Here is an 18,423-nt window from a genome sequence, read left to right as displayed (position 1 = left end):
AAAGAGCCCTAACATACATCAGAGCTCTTTCATTTGATTAAAACCAGCCGGTTACCGTATCAACAATGCTTCCCCAAATGCCAGCGAAAAATCCGCCGATACTGCGCATTGTCAGAACAAACCAGTTTGCTTTTTCTACATTTTCTTTTGTAACAAGGTCTACACCAGCAAGATCGCTGTTGAGGAATCCGTAATCCTTTTCATCACCTGTATATTCTGCAGTCAGTTTCCCAACCTTGGTTCCTTTTTTCACAGGAGCAGTCAGGTTCTCTTTATTTAGTGTAACCTTCGCTTTGTAATTCTTTTCTTCACCATTTTTGACAGGAAGAGAGAATGCTTTGTTTGTTACAATGCCTACTTCTTTCTCTTTACCTTTATCAACTGAAATCGTTTTATGGCCTTTTACTTGATCGCCTTCAGCATAAATTTCTTTCATGGAGAAATTGTCGAAAGCATAATCGAACATTTTTTTCGTTTCATCAAAACGGCCTGTATGTAGGTTGCCTTTTGCGTTTAATACAACAGTAATAACACGCATACCATTGAGTTCAGCTGTTCCTGTGAAGCATGAACCCGCAGAGTCAGTAGAGCCTGTTTTCAGTCCATCTACAGTCGCTTTTTTATACTCACTGACAAGCCCTTTCAGCATGAAGTTCCAGTTCGGCATGTCCATCTCATCATCAGTGCCTTTTCTGAACTTCGTTTTTGCGATACTGGAAGTCTCCAGAATCTCAGGGTAGTCAGTAATCAAGTGATCCGCAAGAATCGCCATGTCCTTAGCAGAAACTTCACTTTCTTCATCTACGCTTGTCCCCTCAGGCTGATGCCCGTGAAGATCTTTGTTTTCAAGACCTGTTGCGTTAACAAATTTGTAATCTGTTAAGCCTAGTTCTTTTGCTTTTGCATTCATTTTTTCAACAAACTTAGTTTCAGTGCCCGCAACGACTTCTGCAATCGCAATAGCAGCAGCATTTGCAGAATAAATGGCTGTAGCTTGATATAGTTCTTTTACTGTGTATTTCCCATCTTTACGAAGAGGAACGTTTGATAAGCTGTTATCTTGGGAAATCTCATACACATAGTCATCTGGCGTATAGGTTTGGTCCCATTTCACTTTACCTTGATCAATTGCTTCTAATAACAGATACTCTGTCATCATTTTTGTCATGCTGGCAATTGGCAGTCTCTTATCTGCATTTTTACTGTACAGAATTTTACCTGAAGAAGCTTCGATCATAATAGCAGCAGATGCATTGATATCAATTGGATCGCTGGCTGCTTTTGCTTTTGCCATTGGAGCCAGACAAGTGACAGCTAGTGTTAACACAACCAATGACATCAATAGCTGTTTACATTTCTTGATGTTCAATCGTACGACCTCCGTATTTCATTTTTCTCATCTATAATTAAGCCGTTAAGGACATTTTCAATGCACAACAGTATAAATTTTATCATACTCAGTATAAAAAAAATAGACAGAGTCTGAGACCCTGTCAAATGTTTTTAATTTGTAACAATTTATTATGAAATTGTATAGTTCGGAGATTCTTTTGTAATTTGTACATCATGCGGATGGCTTTCACGAAGTCCTGCGCCAGTCATGCGAATGAACTGAGCTTCTTCTCTTAAAGCGCGAAGATCTTTGGATCCGCAATATCCCATACCAGAACGAAGACCGCCGACTAGCTGATAAACGGTTTCTTCAACTGGTCCTTTGTAAGGTGTGCGTCCTTCAATTCCTTCTGGAACGAATTTTTTGTTTTCTTCTTGGAAGTAACGGTCTTTACTTCCTTTCTCCATTGCAGCAACTGATCCCATACCGCGGTATACTTTAAATCTTCTGCCTTGGTAGATTTCAGTTTCACCAGGGCTTTCTGACGTGCCAGCAAGCAAGCTTCCGAGCATAACAGCATGTCCGCCGGATGCTAATGCTTTAGTGATATCGCCAGAGAATTTAATGCCGCCATCTGCGATGATTGTTTTGCCGTGTTTTCTTGCTTCAGTCGCACAATCATAAATCGCTGTAATTTGCGGAACACCGACACCCGCTACCACGCGTGTAGTACAAATTGAACCAGGTCCGATTCCAACTTTGACAACGTCTGCTCCAGCTTCGATAAGAGCTCTGGTCGCTTCAGCTGTTGCCACGTTTCCAGCAATAATGTTTAATTCAGGATATGTTTCACGGATTTTTGTTACTGTGTTTAATACACCCTGAGAATGTCCGTGAGCAGTATCAATAACAATAACATCAACATTAGCTTCAACAAGCTTTTTAACGCGAGTCATTGTGTCGCCAGTTACACCAACTGCCGCGCCAACGATCAGACGGCCGTGAATGTCTTTAGAAGAGTTCGGGAACTCAATGACTTTTTCAATGTCTTTAATTGTAATAAGACCTTTTAATTTATTCTGGTCATCAACGAGAGGAAGCTTTTCAATTTTATGTTTCTGCAAAATCTTTTCAGCTTCATCAAGAGTCGTTCCTACAGGTGCAGTAACAAGCTCTTCTTTCGTCATGACATCGCTGATTTTCATTGAGTAGTCAGAAATAAAACGCAGATCACGGTTTGTAATAATTCCGACAAGCTTTTGATCTTCTTCGTTATCTACAATCGGAACACCGGAAATTCTGTATTTCCCCATCAAGTGCTCCGCATCAAATACTTGGTGATCAGGAGTTAAAAAGAAGGGATTTGTGATAACGCCGCGCTCAGAACGCTTTACTTTATCAACTTGTTCAGCCTGCTGTTCAATGGACATATTTTTATGAATGATGCCCAAGCCGCCCTGTCTAGCCATTGCAATTGCCATTGCTGATTCTGTTACAGTGTCCATACCTGCGCTGATGACAGGAATATTCAGCTTTAACGTTTTTGTAAGTTCTACAGATAAATCCACATCACGCGGAAGTACCTCTGACTTTGCTGGTACAAGCAGCACATCGTCAAACGTTAAGCCTTCTTTTGAAAATTTACTTTCCCACATTAGTAAATCCCCCTCTTTTCGGCAAAATATTATATGTAGATTATCAACTAGCCAAGAGCATGTCAAGGAAGCATTAAAGAGTTGAAATATTTAGATAATGGAAAGGATTAAGAAATACATATGACATATCATGAGTGGAAAGACTTAGCGCTATTTTATTCCGTTGAATCAACCCAGAAATTTCTAGAGAAAGTGTATACCTTAAACGATATTGACGATGCGAAAAAGAACTCTTTTAAAAACAGTGAACGGTTTATTTATTTCCTAAAGCATGCCGAATCGTTTTATAAACAAGCCTCATATTCCCCTTTAGAAATCAAACCGATTCTTTTATTTTACGGAATGGCACAACTTATCAAAGCATGTCTCGTAACACGGGATCCTCATTACCCAAGCCATACGTCGGTACTGGCACATGGCGTAACAACAAGAAAGCGAAAGAAACAAAATTATTGTTTTAGCGATGATGAAGTAAAAATACAACGGAACGGCCTATGCATACATTTCATGAAACACTTATTCGGACAATCGGATATAGTAGATGAACGGTACACCATGAAAAAATTATTAATGGCGATTCCAGAACTAAGTGATACTTTCTATTTTCAGCAGAAAGAACGTTTTATGACAAAAGTCGAGAAGGAGAAGAACAGGATTTCTGTACCAGAGGATGTGGTCATCAATTATAAAATGTCTGATTCAAGATTTGCCGAATATATGAGCCATCATTTTCAATGGTCTTTTGCAAAGAAAAGTGAACACGGGCTGCTGTTTGAAATTTCACCACAAGACATGAAGCCATGGACATCAAACAGCTTGTTGTATGACATGGGTAAGAACCAATATTTTATCCCTTCCCAAAGGGAACAATTTCTGAGACTTCCTGAAATGGCAATTCATTATTTAATTTTGTACAACATAGGGATGATCGCGAGGTATGAGACAGAATGGTGGTATGAGTTGTTAACGCAGCATATAAGTGATGATTACGTGCTGATTCAGCAGTTTTTATTAGTGACAGAAAACAAGTTTCCGAAATATGCTTTACAATTTCTTCTTCATTTTTGACACACAAAAAACCCAGCTCATTGAGCTGGGTTTTAACCTTGCCTTGGCGGCGTCCTACTCTCACAGGGGGAAACCCCCGACTACCATCGGCGCTGAAGAGCTTAACTTCCGTGTTCGGTATGGGAACGGGTGTGACCTCTTCGCTATCGCCACCAAACAAATTGAGAGTGTTCTCTCAAAACTAGATAACAGATGTGACATCATTCAAAATGTGGGTTAAGTCCTCGATCGATTAGTATCTGTCAGCTCCATGTGTCGCCACACTTCCACCTCAGACCTATCAACCTGATCATCTTTCAGGGATCTTACTTCCTTGCGGAATGGGAAATCTCATCTTGAGGGGGGCTTCATGCTTAGATGCTTTCAGCACTTATCCCGTCCGCACATAGCTACCCAGCGATGCCCTTGGCAGAACAACTGGTACACCAGCGGTGCGTCCATCCCGGTCCTCTCGTACTAAGGACAGCTCCTCTCAAATTTCCTGCGCCCGCGACGGATAGGGACCGAACTGTCTCACGACGTTCTGAACCCAGCTCGCGTACCGCTTTAATGGGCGAACAGCCCAACCCTTGGGACCGACTACAGCCCCAGGATGCGATGAGCCGACATCGAGGTGCCAAACCTCCCCGTCGATGTGGACTCTTGGGGGAGATAAGCCTGTTATCCCCGGGGTAGCTTTTATCCGTTGAGCGATGGCCCTTCCATGCGGAACCACCGGATCACTAAGCCCGACTTTCGTCCCTGCTCGACTTGTAGGTCTCGCAGTCAAGCTCCCTTGTGCCTTTACACTCTGCGAATGATTTCCAACCATTCTGAGGGAACCTTTGGGCGCCTCCGTTACCTTTTAGGAGGCGACCGCCCCAGTCAAACTGCCCACCTGACACTGTCTCCCCGCCCGATAAGGGCGGCGGGTTAGAAGGTCAATACAGCCAGGGTAGTATCCCACCGATGCCTCCACCGAAGCTAGCGCTCCGGTTTCCAAGGCTCCTACCTATCCTGTACAAGCTGTACCAACATTCAATATCAGGCTGCAGTAAAGCTCCACGGGGTCTTTCCGTCCTGTCGCGGGTAACCTGCATCTTCACAGGTACTATAATTTCACCGAGTCTCTCGTTGAGACAGTGCCCAGATCGTTGCGCCTTTCGTGCGGGTCGGAACTTACCCGACAAGGAATTTCGCTACCTTAGGACCGTTATAGTTACGGCCGCCGTTTACTGGGGCTTCAATTCGCACCTTCGCTTACGCTAAGCGCTCCTCTTAACCTTCCAGCACCGGGCAGGCGTCAGCCCCTATACTTCGCCTTACGGCTTCGCAGAGACCTGTGTTTTTGCTAAACAGTCGCCTGGGCCTATTCACTGCGGCTCTCTCGGGCTTGCACCCTAACAGAGCACCCCTTCTCCCGAAGTTACGGGGTCATTTTGCCGAGTTCCTTAACGAGAGTTCTCTCGATCACCTTAGGATTCTCTCCTCGCCTACCTGTGTCGGTTTGCGGTACGGGCACCTCTCACCTCGCTAGAGGCTTTTCTTGGCAGTGTGGAATCAGGAACTTCGCTACTACATTTCGCTCGCCATCACAGCTCAGCCTTATGGGAAACGGATTTGCCTATTTCCCAGCCTAACTGCTTGGACGCGGATATCCAATACCGCGCTTACCCTATCCTCCTGCGTCCCCCCATTGCTCAAATGGTGAGGAGGTGGTACAGGAATATCAACCTGTTGTCCATCGCCTACGCCTTTCGGCCTCGGCTTAGGTCCCGACTAACCCTGAGCGGACGAGCCTTCCTCAGGAAACCTTAGGCATTCGGTGGAGGGGATTCTCACCCCTCTTTCGCTACTCATACCGGCATTCTCACTTCTAAGCGCTCCACCAGTCCTTCCGGTCTGGCTTCACAGCCCTTAGAACGCTCTCCTACCACTGTTCGAAGAACAGTCCGCAGCTTCGGTGATACGTTTAGCCCCGGTACATTTTCGGCGCAGAGTCACTCGACCAGTGAGCTATTACGCACTCTTTAAATGGTGGCTGCTTCTAAGCCAACATCCTGGTTGTCTAAGCAACTCCACATCCTTTTCCACTTAACGTATACTTTGGGACCTTAGCTGGCGGTCTGGGCTGTTTCCCTTTCGACTACGGATCTTATCACTCGCAGTCTGACTCCCAAGGATAAGTCATTGGCATTCGGAGTTTGACTGAATTCGGTAACCCGGTAGGGGCCCCTAGTCCAATCAGTGCTCTACCTCCAAGACTCTTACCTTGAGGCTAGCCCTAAAGCTATTTCGGAGAGAACCAGCTATCTCCAGGTTCGATTGGCATTTCACCCCTACCCACACCTCATCCCCGCACTTTTCAACGTGCGTGGGTTCGGGCCTCCATTCAGTGTTACCTGAACTTCACCCTGGACATGGGTAGATCACCTGGTTTCGGGTCTACGACCACGTACTCATGCGCCCTATTCAGACTCGCTTTCGCTGCGGCTCCGCATCTTCTGCTTAACCTTGCACGGGATCGTAACTCGCCGGTTCATTCTACAAAAGGCACGCCATCACCCGTTAACGGGCTCTGACTACTTGTAGGCACACGGTTTCAGGATCTCTTTCACTCCCCTTCCGGGGTGCTTTTCACCTTTCCCTCACGGTACTGGTTCACTATCGGTCACTAGGGAGTATTTAGCCTTGGGAGATGGTCCTCCCGGATTCCGACGGAATTTCACGTGTTCCGCCGTACTCAGGATCCACTCAGGAGAGAACGAAGTTTTGACTACAGGGCTGTTACCTCCTATGGCGGGCCTTTCCAGACCTCTTCATCTACCTCGTTCTTTTGTAACTCCGTGCAGAGTGTCCTACAACCCCAAGAGGCAAGCCTCTTGGTTTGGGCTAATCCCGTTTCGCTCGCCGCTACTCAGGGAATCGCATTTGCTTTCTCTTCCTCCGGGTACTTAGATGTTTCAGTTCCCCGGGTCTGCCTTCTCATATCCTATGAATTCAGATATGGATACCACTCCATTACGAGTGGTGGGTTTCCCCATTCGGAAATCTCCGGATCAAAGCTTGCTTACAGCTCCCCGAAGCATATCGGTGTTCGTCCCGTCCTTCATCGGCTCCTAGTGCCAAGGCATCCACCGTGCGCCCTTTCTAACTTAACCGTTAAAAAGAATCACTATGTGATATCTTGTATTACTAATTGAATGTGATGTCTACTGTTATCTAGTTTTCAAAGAACACGTTGGTGGAGCCTAGCGGGATCGAACCGCTGACCTCCTGCGTGCAAAGCAGGCGCTCTCCCAGCTGAGCTAAGGCCCCGTTATTTAAGATGGTGGGCCTGAGTGGACTCGAACCACCGACCTCACGCTTATCAGGCGTGCGCTCTAACCAGCTGAGCTACAGGCCCATCTTAACTTATTCAAGGAACAAAGTTCCTTCAAAACTAAACAAGACAGGGAACGTTCTGTTTATAAGACCCAAGGTCTTATATTCCGTAAATATCCTTAGAAAGGAGGTGATCCAGCCGCACCTTCCGATACGGCTACCTTGTTACGACTTCACCCCAATCATCTGTCCCACCTTCGGCGGCTGGCTCCTAAAAGGTTACCTCACCGACTTCGGGTGTTACAAACTCTCGTGGTGTGACGGGCGGTGTGTACAAGGCCCGGGAACGTATTCACCGCGGCATGCTGATCCGCGATTACTAGCGATTCCAGCTTCACGCAGTCGAGTTGCAGACTGCGATCCGAACTGAGAACAGATTTGTGGGATTGGCTTAACCTCGCGGTTTCGCTGCCCTTTGTTCTGTCCATTGTAGCACGTGTGTAGCCCAGGTCATAAGGGGCATGATGATTTGACGTCATCCCCACCTTCCTCCGGTTTGTCACCGGCAGTCACCTTAGAGTGCCCAACTGAATGCTGGCAACTAAGATCAAGGGTTGCGCTCGTTGCGGGACTTAACCCAACATCTCACGACACGAGCTGACGACAACCATGCACCACCTGTCACTCTGCCCCCGAAGGGGACGTCCTATCTCTAGGATTGTCAGAGGATGTCAAGACCTGGTAAGGTTCTTCGCGTTGCTTCGAATTAAACCACATGCTCCACCGCTTGTGCGGGCCCCCGTCAATTCCTTTGAGTTTCAGTCTTGCGACCGTACTCCCCAGGCGGAGTGCTTAATGCGTTAGCTGCAGCACTAAGGGGCGGAAACCCCCTAACACTTAGCACTCATCGTTTACGGCGTGGACTACCAGGGTATCTAATCCTGTTCGCTCCCCACGCTTTCGCTCCTCAGCGTCAGTTACAGACCAGAGAGTCGCCTTCGCCACTGGTGTTCCTCCACATCTCTACGCATTTCACCGCTACACGTGGAATTCCACTCTCCTCTTCTGCACTCAAGTTCCCCAGTTTCCAATGACCCTCCCCGGTTGAGCCGGGGGCTTTCACATCAGACTTAAGAAACCGCCTGCGAGCCCTTTACGCCCAATAATTCCGGACAACGCTTGCCACCTACGTATTACCGCGGCTGCTGGCACGTAGTTAGCCGTGGCTTTCTGGTTAGGTACCGTCAAGGTACCGCCCTATTCGAACGGTACTTGTTCTTCCCTAACAACAGAGCTTTACGATCCGAAAACCTTCATCACTCACGCGGCGTTGCTCCGTCAGACTTTCGTCCATTGCGGAAGATTCCCTACTGCTGCCTCCCGTAGGAGTCTGGGCCGTGTCTCAGTCCCAGTGTGGCCGATCACCCTCTCAGGTCGGCTACGCATCGTTGCCTTGGTGAGCCATTACCTCACCAACTAGCTAATGCGCCGCGGGTCCATCTGTAAGTGGTAGCCGAAGCCACCTTTTATGTTTGAACCATGCGGTTCAAACAAGCATCCGGTATTAGCCCCGGTTTCCCGGAGTTATCCCAGTCTTACAGGCAGGTTACCCACGTGTTACTCACCCGTCCGCCGCTAACATCAGGGAGCAAGCTCCCCTCTGTCCGCTCGACTTGCATGTATTAGGCACGCCGCCAGCGTTCGTCCTGAGCCAGGATCAAACTCTCCGATAAAGTAGTTTGACTGACTACGCACATTACTGTGCGATTTTATAAAAATGAATTAACAGGTACGTTTTGTCTTGTTTAGTTTTCAAAGAACTTTGTGTGCTTCTCTCGAAGCGACTACTTAATAGTAACATTTTTAGTTAACTAGGTCAACACTTTTTTTAAAAAGTTTTTGCTAGTGATGTTTGTGTCTTTTAAAAGACAACAGAAATGATTATACCATAATTATTATGACTGTAAAGGGTTATGGCACAAAAAAAGCGCAGCTATTTCAGCTGCGCTTTTTCTCACACTTCTTCTTGTGTTTCTTCTTGCTCATCTTCTTCGCTTTTCTCTACCAATGCTACTGTAGCAACATGCTCTTCTACCGCCATTCTGATAAGGCGTACACCTTGAGTGACACGTCCGGTGATTGAGATATCATTAATGTCCATTCTAATGAGTACGCCGCTTGCTGTAATAATCATTAGATCCTCTTCACCTTTAGTAGCTTTTACTGTTACTAATTGGCCGTTGTTCTCGGTGATTTTCGCTGTTTTGAGTCCTTTTCCGCCACGGCTTTGGGTTCTATACTCTTCAGCCGGAGTTCGTTTTCCGTAACCTTTTTCAGTTACGATAAGGACATGTGATTCTTCCTCTAATATTTCCATGCCGACAACAACGTCATCATCGGTCAAGGTTATGCCTTTTACGCCTGCCGCAGTTCTTCCCATTTCCCGGACATCTGTCTCAAGGAAACGGATCAGCAATCCATTTTTCGTTCCGATGATCATTTGTTTTGTGCCGTCAGTTAGACGTACACCCATCAATTCATCATCCTCACGAAGACTCAGGGCGATTAGGCCATTGTTGCGGATATTAGCGAACTGAGACAGCGAAGTTCGTTTTGAAACCCCGTGCTTTGTTGTGAAGAAAAGGTAAAGCTCCGCATTGAATTCAGTGACTGGAATAATTGCGTTAATCCATTCACCCTTTTCTACCTCAAGCAGGTTAATAATCGGGATTCCTTTTGCTGTTCTGCCGTACTCAGGGATTTCATATCCTTTTGCACGATACACTTTCCCTTTGTTCGAGAAGAAGAGAATCGTGTCATGAGTTGACGTAGATATTAAATGCTCAACGAAATCATCTTCATTTGTTCCCATCCCCTGTACACCTTTTCCGCCTCGTTTTTGACTGCGGTAAGTTGATGCAGGAAGACGTTTGATGTATCCGTTGTGTGTCAGAGTGACGACGATATTTTCTCTCTCGATAAGATCTTCATCTTCAATTGTTTCCAGTCCAGAAGTGACGATCTCCGTACGTCTCTCATCGTTGAAACGCTCTTTGATTTCAGTGAGTTCTTCACGGATGATCTCAAGCACTTTATATTCATTTGCCAAAATGTCTTTTAGCTCTGCAATTAATTTAACAAGAGATAGATATTCTTCTTCAATCTTTTCACGTTCTAGTCCTGTTAAACGCTGCAGCCTCATATCGAGGATCGCTTGTGCTTGCTTCTCTGTCAATGAAAATTGTTCAATTAGACCTGTTCTCGCGATTTCAGCCGTTTGAGAATTACGGATAAGAGAAATAACTGCATCGAGATGATCAAGAGCAATTCTCAAACCTTCCAAGATATGAGCTCTCGCTTCAGCTTTACGCAATTCATATGCCGTACGGCGTCTGATTACGACTTTTTGATGGTCAAGGTAATGCTCCAGGCATTGCTTTAGATTTAAAACTTTCGGCTGACCGTCAACAAGCGCAAGCAGGTTAATACCAAAAGATGTTTGCAGCGCAGTTTGTTTGTATAGGTTGTTTAGAATAACATTTGCATTGGCATCGCGTCTGATTTCAATGACAATTCTCATACCTGTACGGTCTGATTCATCGCGTAAATCTGTGATGCCCTCTATCTTCTTGTCCCTAACGAGATCTGCAATTTTCTCGATTAATTTAGCCTTGTTTACTTGGTAAGGAATCTCTGTTACGACAATTCTTTCTTTGCCTGAAGATGTATGATCGATCTCAGCTTTTGCCCGAATCGTAATAGAACCTCGACCAGATTCGTATGCCTTACGGATACCGCTGCGTCCCAAGATCTGACCCGCAGTCGGGAAATCAGGCCCTGGAATGAATTCCATAAGTTCCGAGATTGTGATGTCCGGGTTCTCACTGACAGCAAGTACACCATCAATGATTTCCCCAAGCTGGTGCGGAGGAATGTTTGTTGCCATACCTACCGCAATACCGGCAGCACCGTTCACGAGCAGATTCGGGAACCTTGAAGGCATAACAACGGGTTCTCTTTCTGACCCATCATAGTTATCCTGATAATCAATTGTGTCTTTTGTGATATCTCGAAGAATTTCCATCGAGATCTTAGACATTCTTGCTTCTGTATAACGCATGGCAGCCGCTGAGTCTCCGTCAACAGAACCGAAGTTTCCGTGACCGTCAACGAGCATATAACGATAGTTGAAATCCTGTGCCATTCTGACCATGGATTCATATACCGCTGAATCACCGTGCGGGTGGTATTTCCCGATAACTTCTCCAACGATACGCGCGGATTTTTTATAAGCCTTGTCACTCGTCATCCCCAAATCATTCATAGCATACAAAATCCGTCTATGAACCGGTTTTAAACCGTCACGAACATCTGGAAGAGCACGGGACACAATAACGCTCATTGCATAATCCAAGAAGGACGTACGCATTTCCTGACTGATATTTATTTCACGAACTTGTGGTGTGTTTTGTTCACTCATTAAAAAACCTCCCTGAAGTATCACATGAAATATGTGGGAGTAGATTGTCCATTATGATCTTCAATACGATTTCACTATTCTCCATTATATCAATAAACTTATGATTATACACATTAAATTGCTAGAATATATAGGTATTGCAAGCATTACTGCATCTGATCCCGTTCAGAAAAAAGCCTTATTTCTAATTGGAAATAAGGCTTTTTATATTAGATGTCAAGATTTTTAACGTATCTCGCATTTGCTTCTATGAAGTTTCGGCGCGGTTCTACTTTGTCGCCCATCAGCATTTCAAATGTCTCATCCGCATCCATAGCATCTTCAAGAGTTACCTGAAGAAGTGTTCTAGAGCTCGGATCCATCGTTGTCTCCCATAGCTGGGTGGCATTCATTTCACCAAGACCTTTATAACGCTGCAATCCAGGCTTAGGCGTTTGAGGCAGCGTTTTTAGCAGGTCTTCAAGCTCCTTGTCATTGTATGCATATTCAACACGTTTCCCCTGTTGAACCTTGTAAAGCGGCGGCTGCGCAATGTACACGTAGCCATTTTCGATAATCTGACGCATATATCTGTAAAAGAACGTTAATAGCAGTGTTCTGATGTGCGCGCCATCAACGTCGGCATCTGTCATAATGACAACTTTGTGGTAACGGGCTTTCTCCAGGTTGAAATCTTCCCCGATACCTGTGCCGAGCGCTGTAATCATAGAGCGAACTTCGTTGTTAGAAAGGATTTTATCCAGTCTCGCTTTTTCAACGTTCAGGATCTTACCTCTAAGCGGCAAAATAGCTTGGAAATGTCTGTCGCGGCCTTGTTTAGCAGATCCTCCGGCAGAGTCACCCTCTACGATATACAGCTCGGAGATGCTCGGGTCTTTTGAAGAGCAGTCCGCCAGCTTACCGGGAAGGTTTGAAATTTCCAAAGCGCTCTTGCGGCGTGTTAATTCACGCGCTTTTTTTGCAGCCATTCTTGCTCTTGCCGCCATTAATCCTTTATCGACAATTTTTTTGGCCGCATCTGGATTTTCCAGCATAAATGTTTCCATCGCTGTAGAAAATAACGTATCGGTAATCGTCCGCGCTTCTGAGTTGCCTAGCTTTGTTTTCGTTTGGCCCTCAAACTGCGGATCAGGGTGTTTGATTGAAATAATCGCGGTCAGCCCTTCTCTTACGTCATCTCCGCTTAGGTTTGGATCATTTTCTTTAATAAGCCCTTTTTTTCTGGCGTAATCGTTGATAACACGAGTCAGACCCGTTTTGAAACCCGCTTCGTGGGTACCGCCTTCGTACGTGTTAATGTTATTTGTAAAAGAGTAAATGTTGCTTGTGTAGCTGTCATTGTATTGCAATGCCACTTCAACCGTAATGCCGTCCTTTTCGCCTTCGATGTAAATCGGCTCTTCATGGACTACTTCTTTAGAACGGTTTAAATACTCTACATAACTTTTAATTCCGCCTTCGTAATGGTACTCATTTTTGCGCTCTTGCCCTTCACGTTTATCTTCAATCGTGATGTTTACGCCTTTTGTCAAAAAGGCTAGTTCGCGCACACGGTTAGCAAGCAGATCATAATCATACACAGTTGTTTCTGTGAAAATCTCAGGATCCGGGACGAAATGTGTCGTCGTTCCTGTATGATCCGTTTCGCCAATGATCTCAAGGTCTGAAACCGGAACTCCGCGTTTATAAGTTTGACGGTGGATTTTACCGTCACGGTGCACCGTCACAACAAGCTCGGTTGAAAGCGCGTTTACGACTGACGCACCTACACCGTGCAATCCTCCAGACACTTTATAACCGCTTCCGTCAAATTTCCCTCCGGCATGGAGCACCGTCATAATGACTTCTACTGCAGGACGGCCCATTTTTTCATGAATACCGACTGGAATACCGCGACCATTATCTATTACCGTGATGCTGTTGTCTTTTTCAATTTGGATATTGATATCCGTACAATAACCTGCGAGGGCCTCGTCAATACTATTGTCGACAATTTCCCATACCAGGTGGTGAAGGCCTTTGCTGTTTGTTGAACCGATATACATCCCCGGTCTTTTACGAACAGCTTCCAATCCCTCTAGTACCTGTATCTGATTTTCATCATAACTGTTTTGCTGCTGTTCCATAGCCACGTCATTCACCTACACTTTTCTAAACGATATATTCGTGATAAAAAATTTCTAAGAATCTATTTCAAACATAAATTGCGCACGTTTTTTTAATGTGCTGGAAGATAAGGGAGAGTAATATATATTCTGAACCGTGACTACGATAGATTTGGGCGTGCCGTTTACGGAAGGCACCACCTTGTGTTTCTGTTTTTTCAGAAATTCTTCAACAATAGGCGACATGTTGGCTTTAAAGTCAAAAATGCCGACAATATCTCGTGTTGAAACCACAAAGTCATCACCTAAATGAATATACAATTGCCCACCTCATTTCTTCACTTCACTAACGCACCGTTTTGCACACGGAACATTCCTGCTTGGCGTAAGGTTTCGTGATCAATGCCATCAACGCTTGTCGTTGTGACAAACGTTTGTACACGGCCTTGGATCGTATGAAGCAAGTGCGACTGGCGATAATCATCCAGCTCACTCAGTACATCATCCAATAGTAAAATGGGATATTCTCCGATTTCTTCATGGATCAGGTCAATCTCCGCCAGCTTAAGGGACAATGCCGTCGTTCGCTGCTGTCCTTGAGAACCATACGTCTGCACATCGCGTCCGTTCACGTAGAAAAGAACATCGTCACGATGAGGCCCTGACAGCGTAACACCGCGCTCAATTTCCTTTTCTCTTAATTTAGAAAACGCTTCTTGATAGCTATCTCCTATTTTCGACAAGTCTTCAGGATCTGATACCTCAAGAGCCGTATGGTACTTTAGGGTCAGTTCTTCAAGCCCTCTTGAGATGCCCGCATGGATAGGCTGAGCCCATTTTTCGAGCTGCGCTGTAAACTGCAGGCGTTTTACGACGACTTTTGCTGCAACTTCTACAAGCTGATCAGTCAAAACATCAAGCATTGTTCTGTCAGTTTGTTTTCTTGTTTGCAGCTGCTTCAAAAAATGATTTCGCTGGGAAAGGATTTTCTGGTAAAGAGAAAGGTCATGCAGGTAAACAGGAGAAACCTGTCCGATTTCCATGTCAAGAAACCGCCTTCTCACTTGAGGGCTCCCCTTTACAAGATTTAAATCTTCCGGCGCGAACATAATGGTGTTGAGGGCCCCGACATACTGGCTGAGCTTTTGCTGTTCAATATGATTGACCTTGCCCTTTTTACCCTTTTTGGAGATGACGAGCTGCATCGGGATCGCCCCGTTTTGCTTCATCACTCTTCCCTCTATTTTAGCATAGTCTTTGTCCCACCGTATAAGTTCTTTGTCATTTGACGTCCTGTGCGATTTCGCCATGGACAAGACATAGATCGCCTCCATGAGATTTGTTTTCCCCTGGGCGTTTTCTCCGATGATCACATTTACTTTATTTTCAAATTGAAGTTCAGCATGGTCGTAGTTGCGGTAAGATGTCAGTTCTAAGTTCTGGATATACAATCAGTGTCACCCGCTTTAATTGACGACTTGAAATGAACCAAATCCTTCAATCTCTACCACATCTCCAACATACAGCTTTCTGCCACGGCGATTGTCCGGCTCGTTGTTCACAAGCACTTCATGTTCGCTTAAAAACCACTTTGCCATACCGCCTGACTGAATAACATCGGCTAATTTCAAGAATTGTCCGAGGGTAATCATCTCTGTATCAATTGAAATCGGATTTGCCATTATATCGACCTCTTTCAAATATCACTAATATCTAATTGTACTAAAAAAAAACGAATTAGGGAAAGGGAAAACTTGTCGGAGCAGATGCCGAATAGAAAAGCTGCCGAACGTGTCGGCAGCAGTGTATCGGATTAATAGGTTCTGACAGGAAGGATAAGCTGTACAATCGTTTCATCATTCGGTGTACGTATTAAGAAAGGTCTCATTGCACCTGTAAAGCTTACGCGTATTTCTGCTCCTTCAAGCACCTTTAGTGCATCCAACATATATTTTGGACTAAATGAGATATTTAATTCCTCACCTTCAATTTGATCAGCAAGAATCGCTTCGACAACTTTACCGATTTCAGGTGAGTTGGAAGAGATCTCAATGGATTCAGCTGGTTTTGCAGACAGCTTCACCACGTTGTTGCGTCCCTCTCTCGCTAAAAGAGATGCACGATCAATCGCCTGAAGGAATTCTTTTGTGTTCACAATGATTTCGGTTTTGCTTTCTTGCGGAATCAGGCTGGTTGTATCCGGATAATTTCCGTCCAGAAGCCGCGAGAAGAATAAAACGTTTTTCGCTTTAAACAGAACTTGGGTTTCTGTGATCACGATATCTACAAGTTCCTGGTTGTCATCCAAAATCTTGCTGAGTTCAGTTAAGCTTTTTCCCGGAATCACGACGTTATAAGATCTGTCTTCTGGAATATCGAGTTTCGCTTTTCTTAATGCAAGACGGTGGCTATCCGTCGCAGTGCATAATAATTCACTTTGCTCCACTTTCCAGTTTACACCTGTCAAGATAGGGCGTGTTTCTGAGGTGGACACGGCGAATACTGTTTGTCTGATTAGATTTTTTAACAAATCAGTCGGAATTTGAATCGCATGATGTTCTTCGATCTGCGGCAAGTGCGGATACTCATCAGCATCCAGCCCGTTTAGATTAAATTCAGCTTTGCCAGAACGGATAATCGTCAAATACTGGTTTTGCACTTCGATTTCTACAGTCGCCATCGGCAGTTTTTTTACAATCTCACTAAAGAAGCGGGCTTGTAAAACAATGCTTCCAGGCTGTTCTATTGTGACGATCTCTTTATCTCCTTCTTCTTTTGGAATGAAGGATTCAATTGAAATATCTGAATCGCTTCCTGTAAAGGATACGCCATCATCTGATGCAACAATCTTAACACCAGTCAGAATGGGAATCGTAGTTCTGGATGAAACTGCTTTTAATACATCTTGGACACTTTCAACAAGACGATCTTTTTGAATCGTGAATTTCATTTTTATCCTCCTAACGGATAATGTATTAATATATATATTTTTAAAAAATAGTAGAAGTAATAGTAGGGCTTGTGGATTTGTGGATAAGTTGTGAAAAAGACAGGAAACACAGCCTATCCACATGTGGACAGACTGTGTATGACTTCTGAAAAGTTATTCACACTTTCCCCGATTAATCCCCGGTCCTGCTATTTAAGCTGTTCTTTAATTTCTTTTACATGCTGCTGAAGCTGTTCATCGTCTACCAGCAGTTTTGAAATTTTTTCGTGCGCATGAATAACGGTCGTATGGTCACGGCCTCCAAACTCTTCACCGATTTTAGGAAGAGAGGAATCAGTCATTTCTCTTGATAAATACATAGCGATTTGACGCGGGAAAGCTACTGATTTTGTCCGTTTTTTTGCTTTGAAATCCTCGAGTTTAATATTAAATTGCTGGCCTACTACCCTCTGAATTTCTTTTATCGTAATGACTTTCGGTTTTGAGGAAGGAATAATATCTTTCAGCGCCTCAGCTGCCAGATCAGCATTAATATCTTTATTAATTAATGATGAGTAGGCAACAACCCTGATTAAGGCTCCTTCAAGTTCCCGAATATTGCTGTCGATTTGATTTGCGATGTATAGCATGACCTCGTTCGGAATATCGAGGCCCTCCGCTTTGGCTTTTTTTCTTAAAATCGCAATTCTGGTCTCCAAATCAGGCGGCGTGATATCTGTAATCAGGCCCCATTCAAAACGTGAACGCAATCTGTCTTCTAGTGTCGGAATTTCTTTTGGCGGTCGATCACTTGAAATGACGATTTGTTTGCTTTCCTCGTGCAATGTGTTAAAAGTATGGAAAAATTCTTCCTGGGTCTGTTCTTTCCCCGCTAAAAATTGAATATCATCTATCAAAAGCACATCAACATTTCGATAGCGATTGCGGAAATCGACGGCTTTATTATCTCGGATAGAGTTGATGAATTCGTTTGTAAATTTCTCAGAAGACAGATAAACCACTTTGGCAGAAGGATTATGATCTATAACGTAATGGCCGATCGCATGCATTAAGTGTGTTTTCCCTAAGCCGACGCCCCCATAGATAAATAAAGGGTTGTATGCTTTCGCGGGCGCTTCCGCAACTGCGAGGGAAGCAGCGTGTGCAAATCGGTTTCCAGATCCGATGACAAAAGTATCAAAAGTATATTTTGGATTGAGCATATTTTGAGGAAAATCTGATGTATCTTCTTTGACCGCTTTTTTGACTTGCGGTTTCGGCAGAAAGTCTTCAACATCCTGATTTTGAGGAATGACAAACTTAATGCTCAATTCTTCCCCGGTTAATTCATATATAGTATCTGCAATCAGATGCAAGTATCTGGACTCCAGCCAGTCTCTGGCAAATTCATTAGGAGCCGTGATTGTCAATGTATCTCCCTGCAGTGAGTGCGCTTTGGTTGATTTCATCCAAGTCTCAAAACTTGGTTTGCTCAACTTTTTTTCGATTTGAGCAAGAGCTTGATTCCACAGGTCTAATATATTTTCCAT

10 protein-coding genes, 2 tRNA genes and 3 rRNA genes are annotated in these 18,423 nt (G+C 44.6%); 1 reads left to right on the top strand and 14 read right to left on the bottom strand.

Annotation, left to right across the window (positions count from 1 at the left end; genetic code table 11):
- Positions 1–37: 37 nt before the first annotated feature.
- A complete protein-coding gene (gene dacA, locus M0696_RS00075) occupies positions 38–1,369 on the bottom strand; it encodes a D-alanyl-D-alanine carboxypeptidase (protein WP_248602363.1) in 1,332 nt (443 codons plus the stop codon).
- 152 nt (positions 1,370–1,521) lie between these two features.
- Positions 1,522–2,988 (bottom strand): IMP dehydrogenase, encoded by a 1,467-nt coding sequence (guaB, locus tag M0696_RS00070; RefSeq protein WP_166854556.1) that lies wholly within the window; start codon positions 2,986–2,988, stop codon positions 1,522–1,524.
- 120 nt (positions 2,989–3,108) lie between these two features.
- Here guaB and M0696_RS00065 point away from each other — a divergent pair, with 120 nt between their 5' ends.
- The gene (locus tag M0696_RS00065) at positions 3,109–4,056 is read left to right on the top strand and encodes a YaaC family protein (protein ID WP_166854557.1); all 948 of its coding nucleotides are present in this window, start codon (positions 3,109–3,111) and stop codon (positions 4,054–4,056) included.
- Positions 4,057–4,097: 41 nt separating this feature from the next.
- On the opposite strand, the gene rrf is transcribed toward M0696_RS00065, so the two are convergent.
- The 12 genes from rrf to dnaA all read right to left on the bottom strand — a co-directional run bounded on the left by rrf (position 4,098) and on the right by dnaA (position 18,423).
- Positions 4,098–4,213, bottom strand: a 5S ribosomal RNA gene (gene rrf, locus M0696_RS00060).
- Positions 4,214–4,268: 55 nt separating this feature from the next.
- Positions 4,269–7,196: ribosomal RNA gene (locus M0696_RS00055) — 23S ribosomal RNA — on the bottom strand.
- Between the two features lie 81 nt (positions 7,197–7,277).
- Positions 7,278–7,353: transfer RNA gene (locus M0696_RS00050), tRNA-Ala, on the bottom strand.
- 11 nt (positions 7,354–7,364) lie between these two features.
- Positions 7,365–7,441, bottom strand: a tRNA-Ile gene (locus M0696_RS00045).
- A 101-nt stretch (positions 7,442–7,542) separates the two neighbouring features.
- A 16S ribosomal RNA gene (locus M0696_RS00040) occupies positions 7,543–9,092 on the bottom strand.
- Together the 16S, 23S and 5S rRNA genes with 2 tRNA genes alongside form the textbook arrangement of a ribosomal RNA operon.
- A 281-nt stretch (positions 9,093–9,373) precedes the next feature.
- Positions 9,374–11,839 carry a DNA topoisomerase (ATP-hydrolyzing) subunit A gene (gyrA, locus tag M0696_RS00035; protein WP_248602362.1) on the bottom strand — a complete coding sequence of 822 codons (2,466 nt, stop codon included), beginning with the start codon at positions 11,837–11,839 and terminating at the stop codon, positions 9,374–9,376.
- Positions 11,840–12,048: 209 nt separating this feature from the next.
- Positions 12,049–13,965, bottom strand: coding sequence for a DNA topoisomerase (ATP-hydrolyzing) subunit B (gene gyrB, locus M0696_RS00030; RefSeq protein ID WP_044430220.1), 1,917 nt, complete (start codon positions 13,963–13,965; stop codon positions 12,049–12,051).
- A 54-nt stretch (positions 13,966–14,019) separates the two neighbouring features.
- On the bottom strand, positions 14,020–14,265 hold the full coding sequence (gene remB, locus M0696_RS00025) for an extracellular matrix regulator RemB (RefSeq protein WP_003219266.1): 246 nt from the start codon (positions 14,263–14,265) through the stop codon (positions 14,020–14,022).
- 17 nt (positions 14,266–14,282) lie between these two features.
- A complete protein-coding gene (gene recF / locus M0696_RS00020) occupies positions 14,283–15,395 on the bottom strand; it encodes a DNA replication/repair protein RecF (protein ID WP_222142440.1) in 1,113 nt (370 codons plus the stop codon).
- 15 nt (positions 15,396–15,410) lie between these two features.
- A complete protein-coding gene (gene rlbA, locus M0696_RS00015) occupies positions 15,411–15,626 on the bottom strand; it encodes a ribosome maturation protein RlbA (RefSeq protein ID WP_003219264.1) in 216 nt (71 codons plus the stop codon).
- 131 nt (positions 15,627–15,757) lie between these two features.
- On the bottom strand, positions 15,758–16,894 hold the full coding sequence (dnaN, locus tag M0696_RS00010) for a DNA polymerase III subunit beta (RefSeq protein ID WP_222142439.1): 1,137 nt from the start codon (positions 16,892–16,894) through the stop codon (positions 15,758–15,760).
- A gap of 188 nt (positions 16,895–17,082) precedes the next feature.
- On the bottom strand, positions 17,083–18,423 hold the full coding sequence (dnaA, locus tag M0696_RS00005; protein WP_166846090.1) for a chromosomal replication initiator protein DnaA: 1,341 nt from the start codon (positions 18,421–18,423) through the stop codon (positions 17,083–17,085).

It is taken from the genome of Bacillus rugosus (genome assembly GCF_023238245.1).
GTDB lineage: Bacteria > Bacillota > Bacilli > Bacillales > Bacillaceae > Bacillus > Bacillus rugosus.
This window is presented reverse-complemented; position numbering and strand designations above follow the sequence as displayed.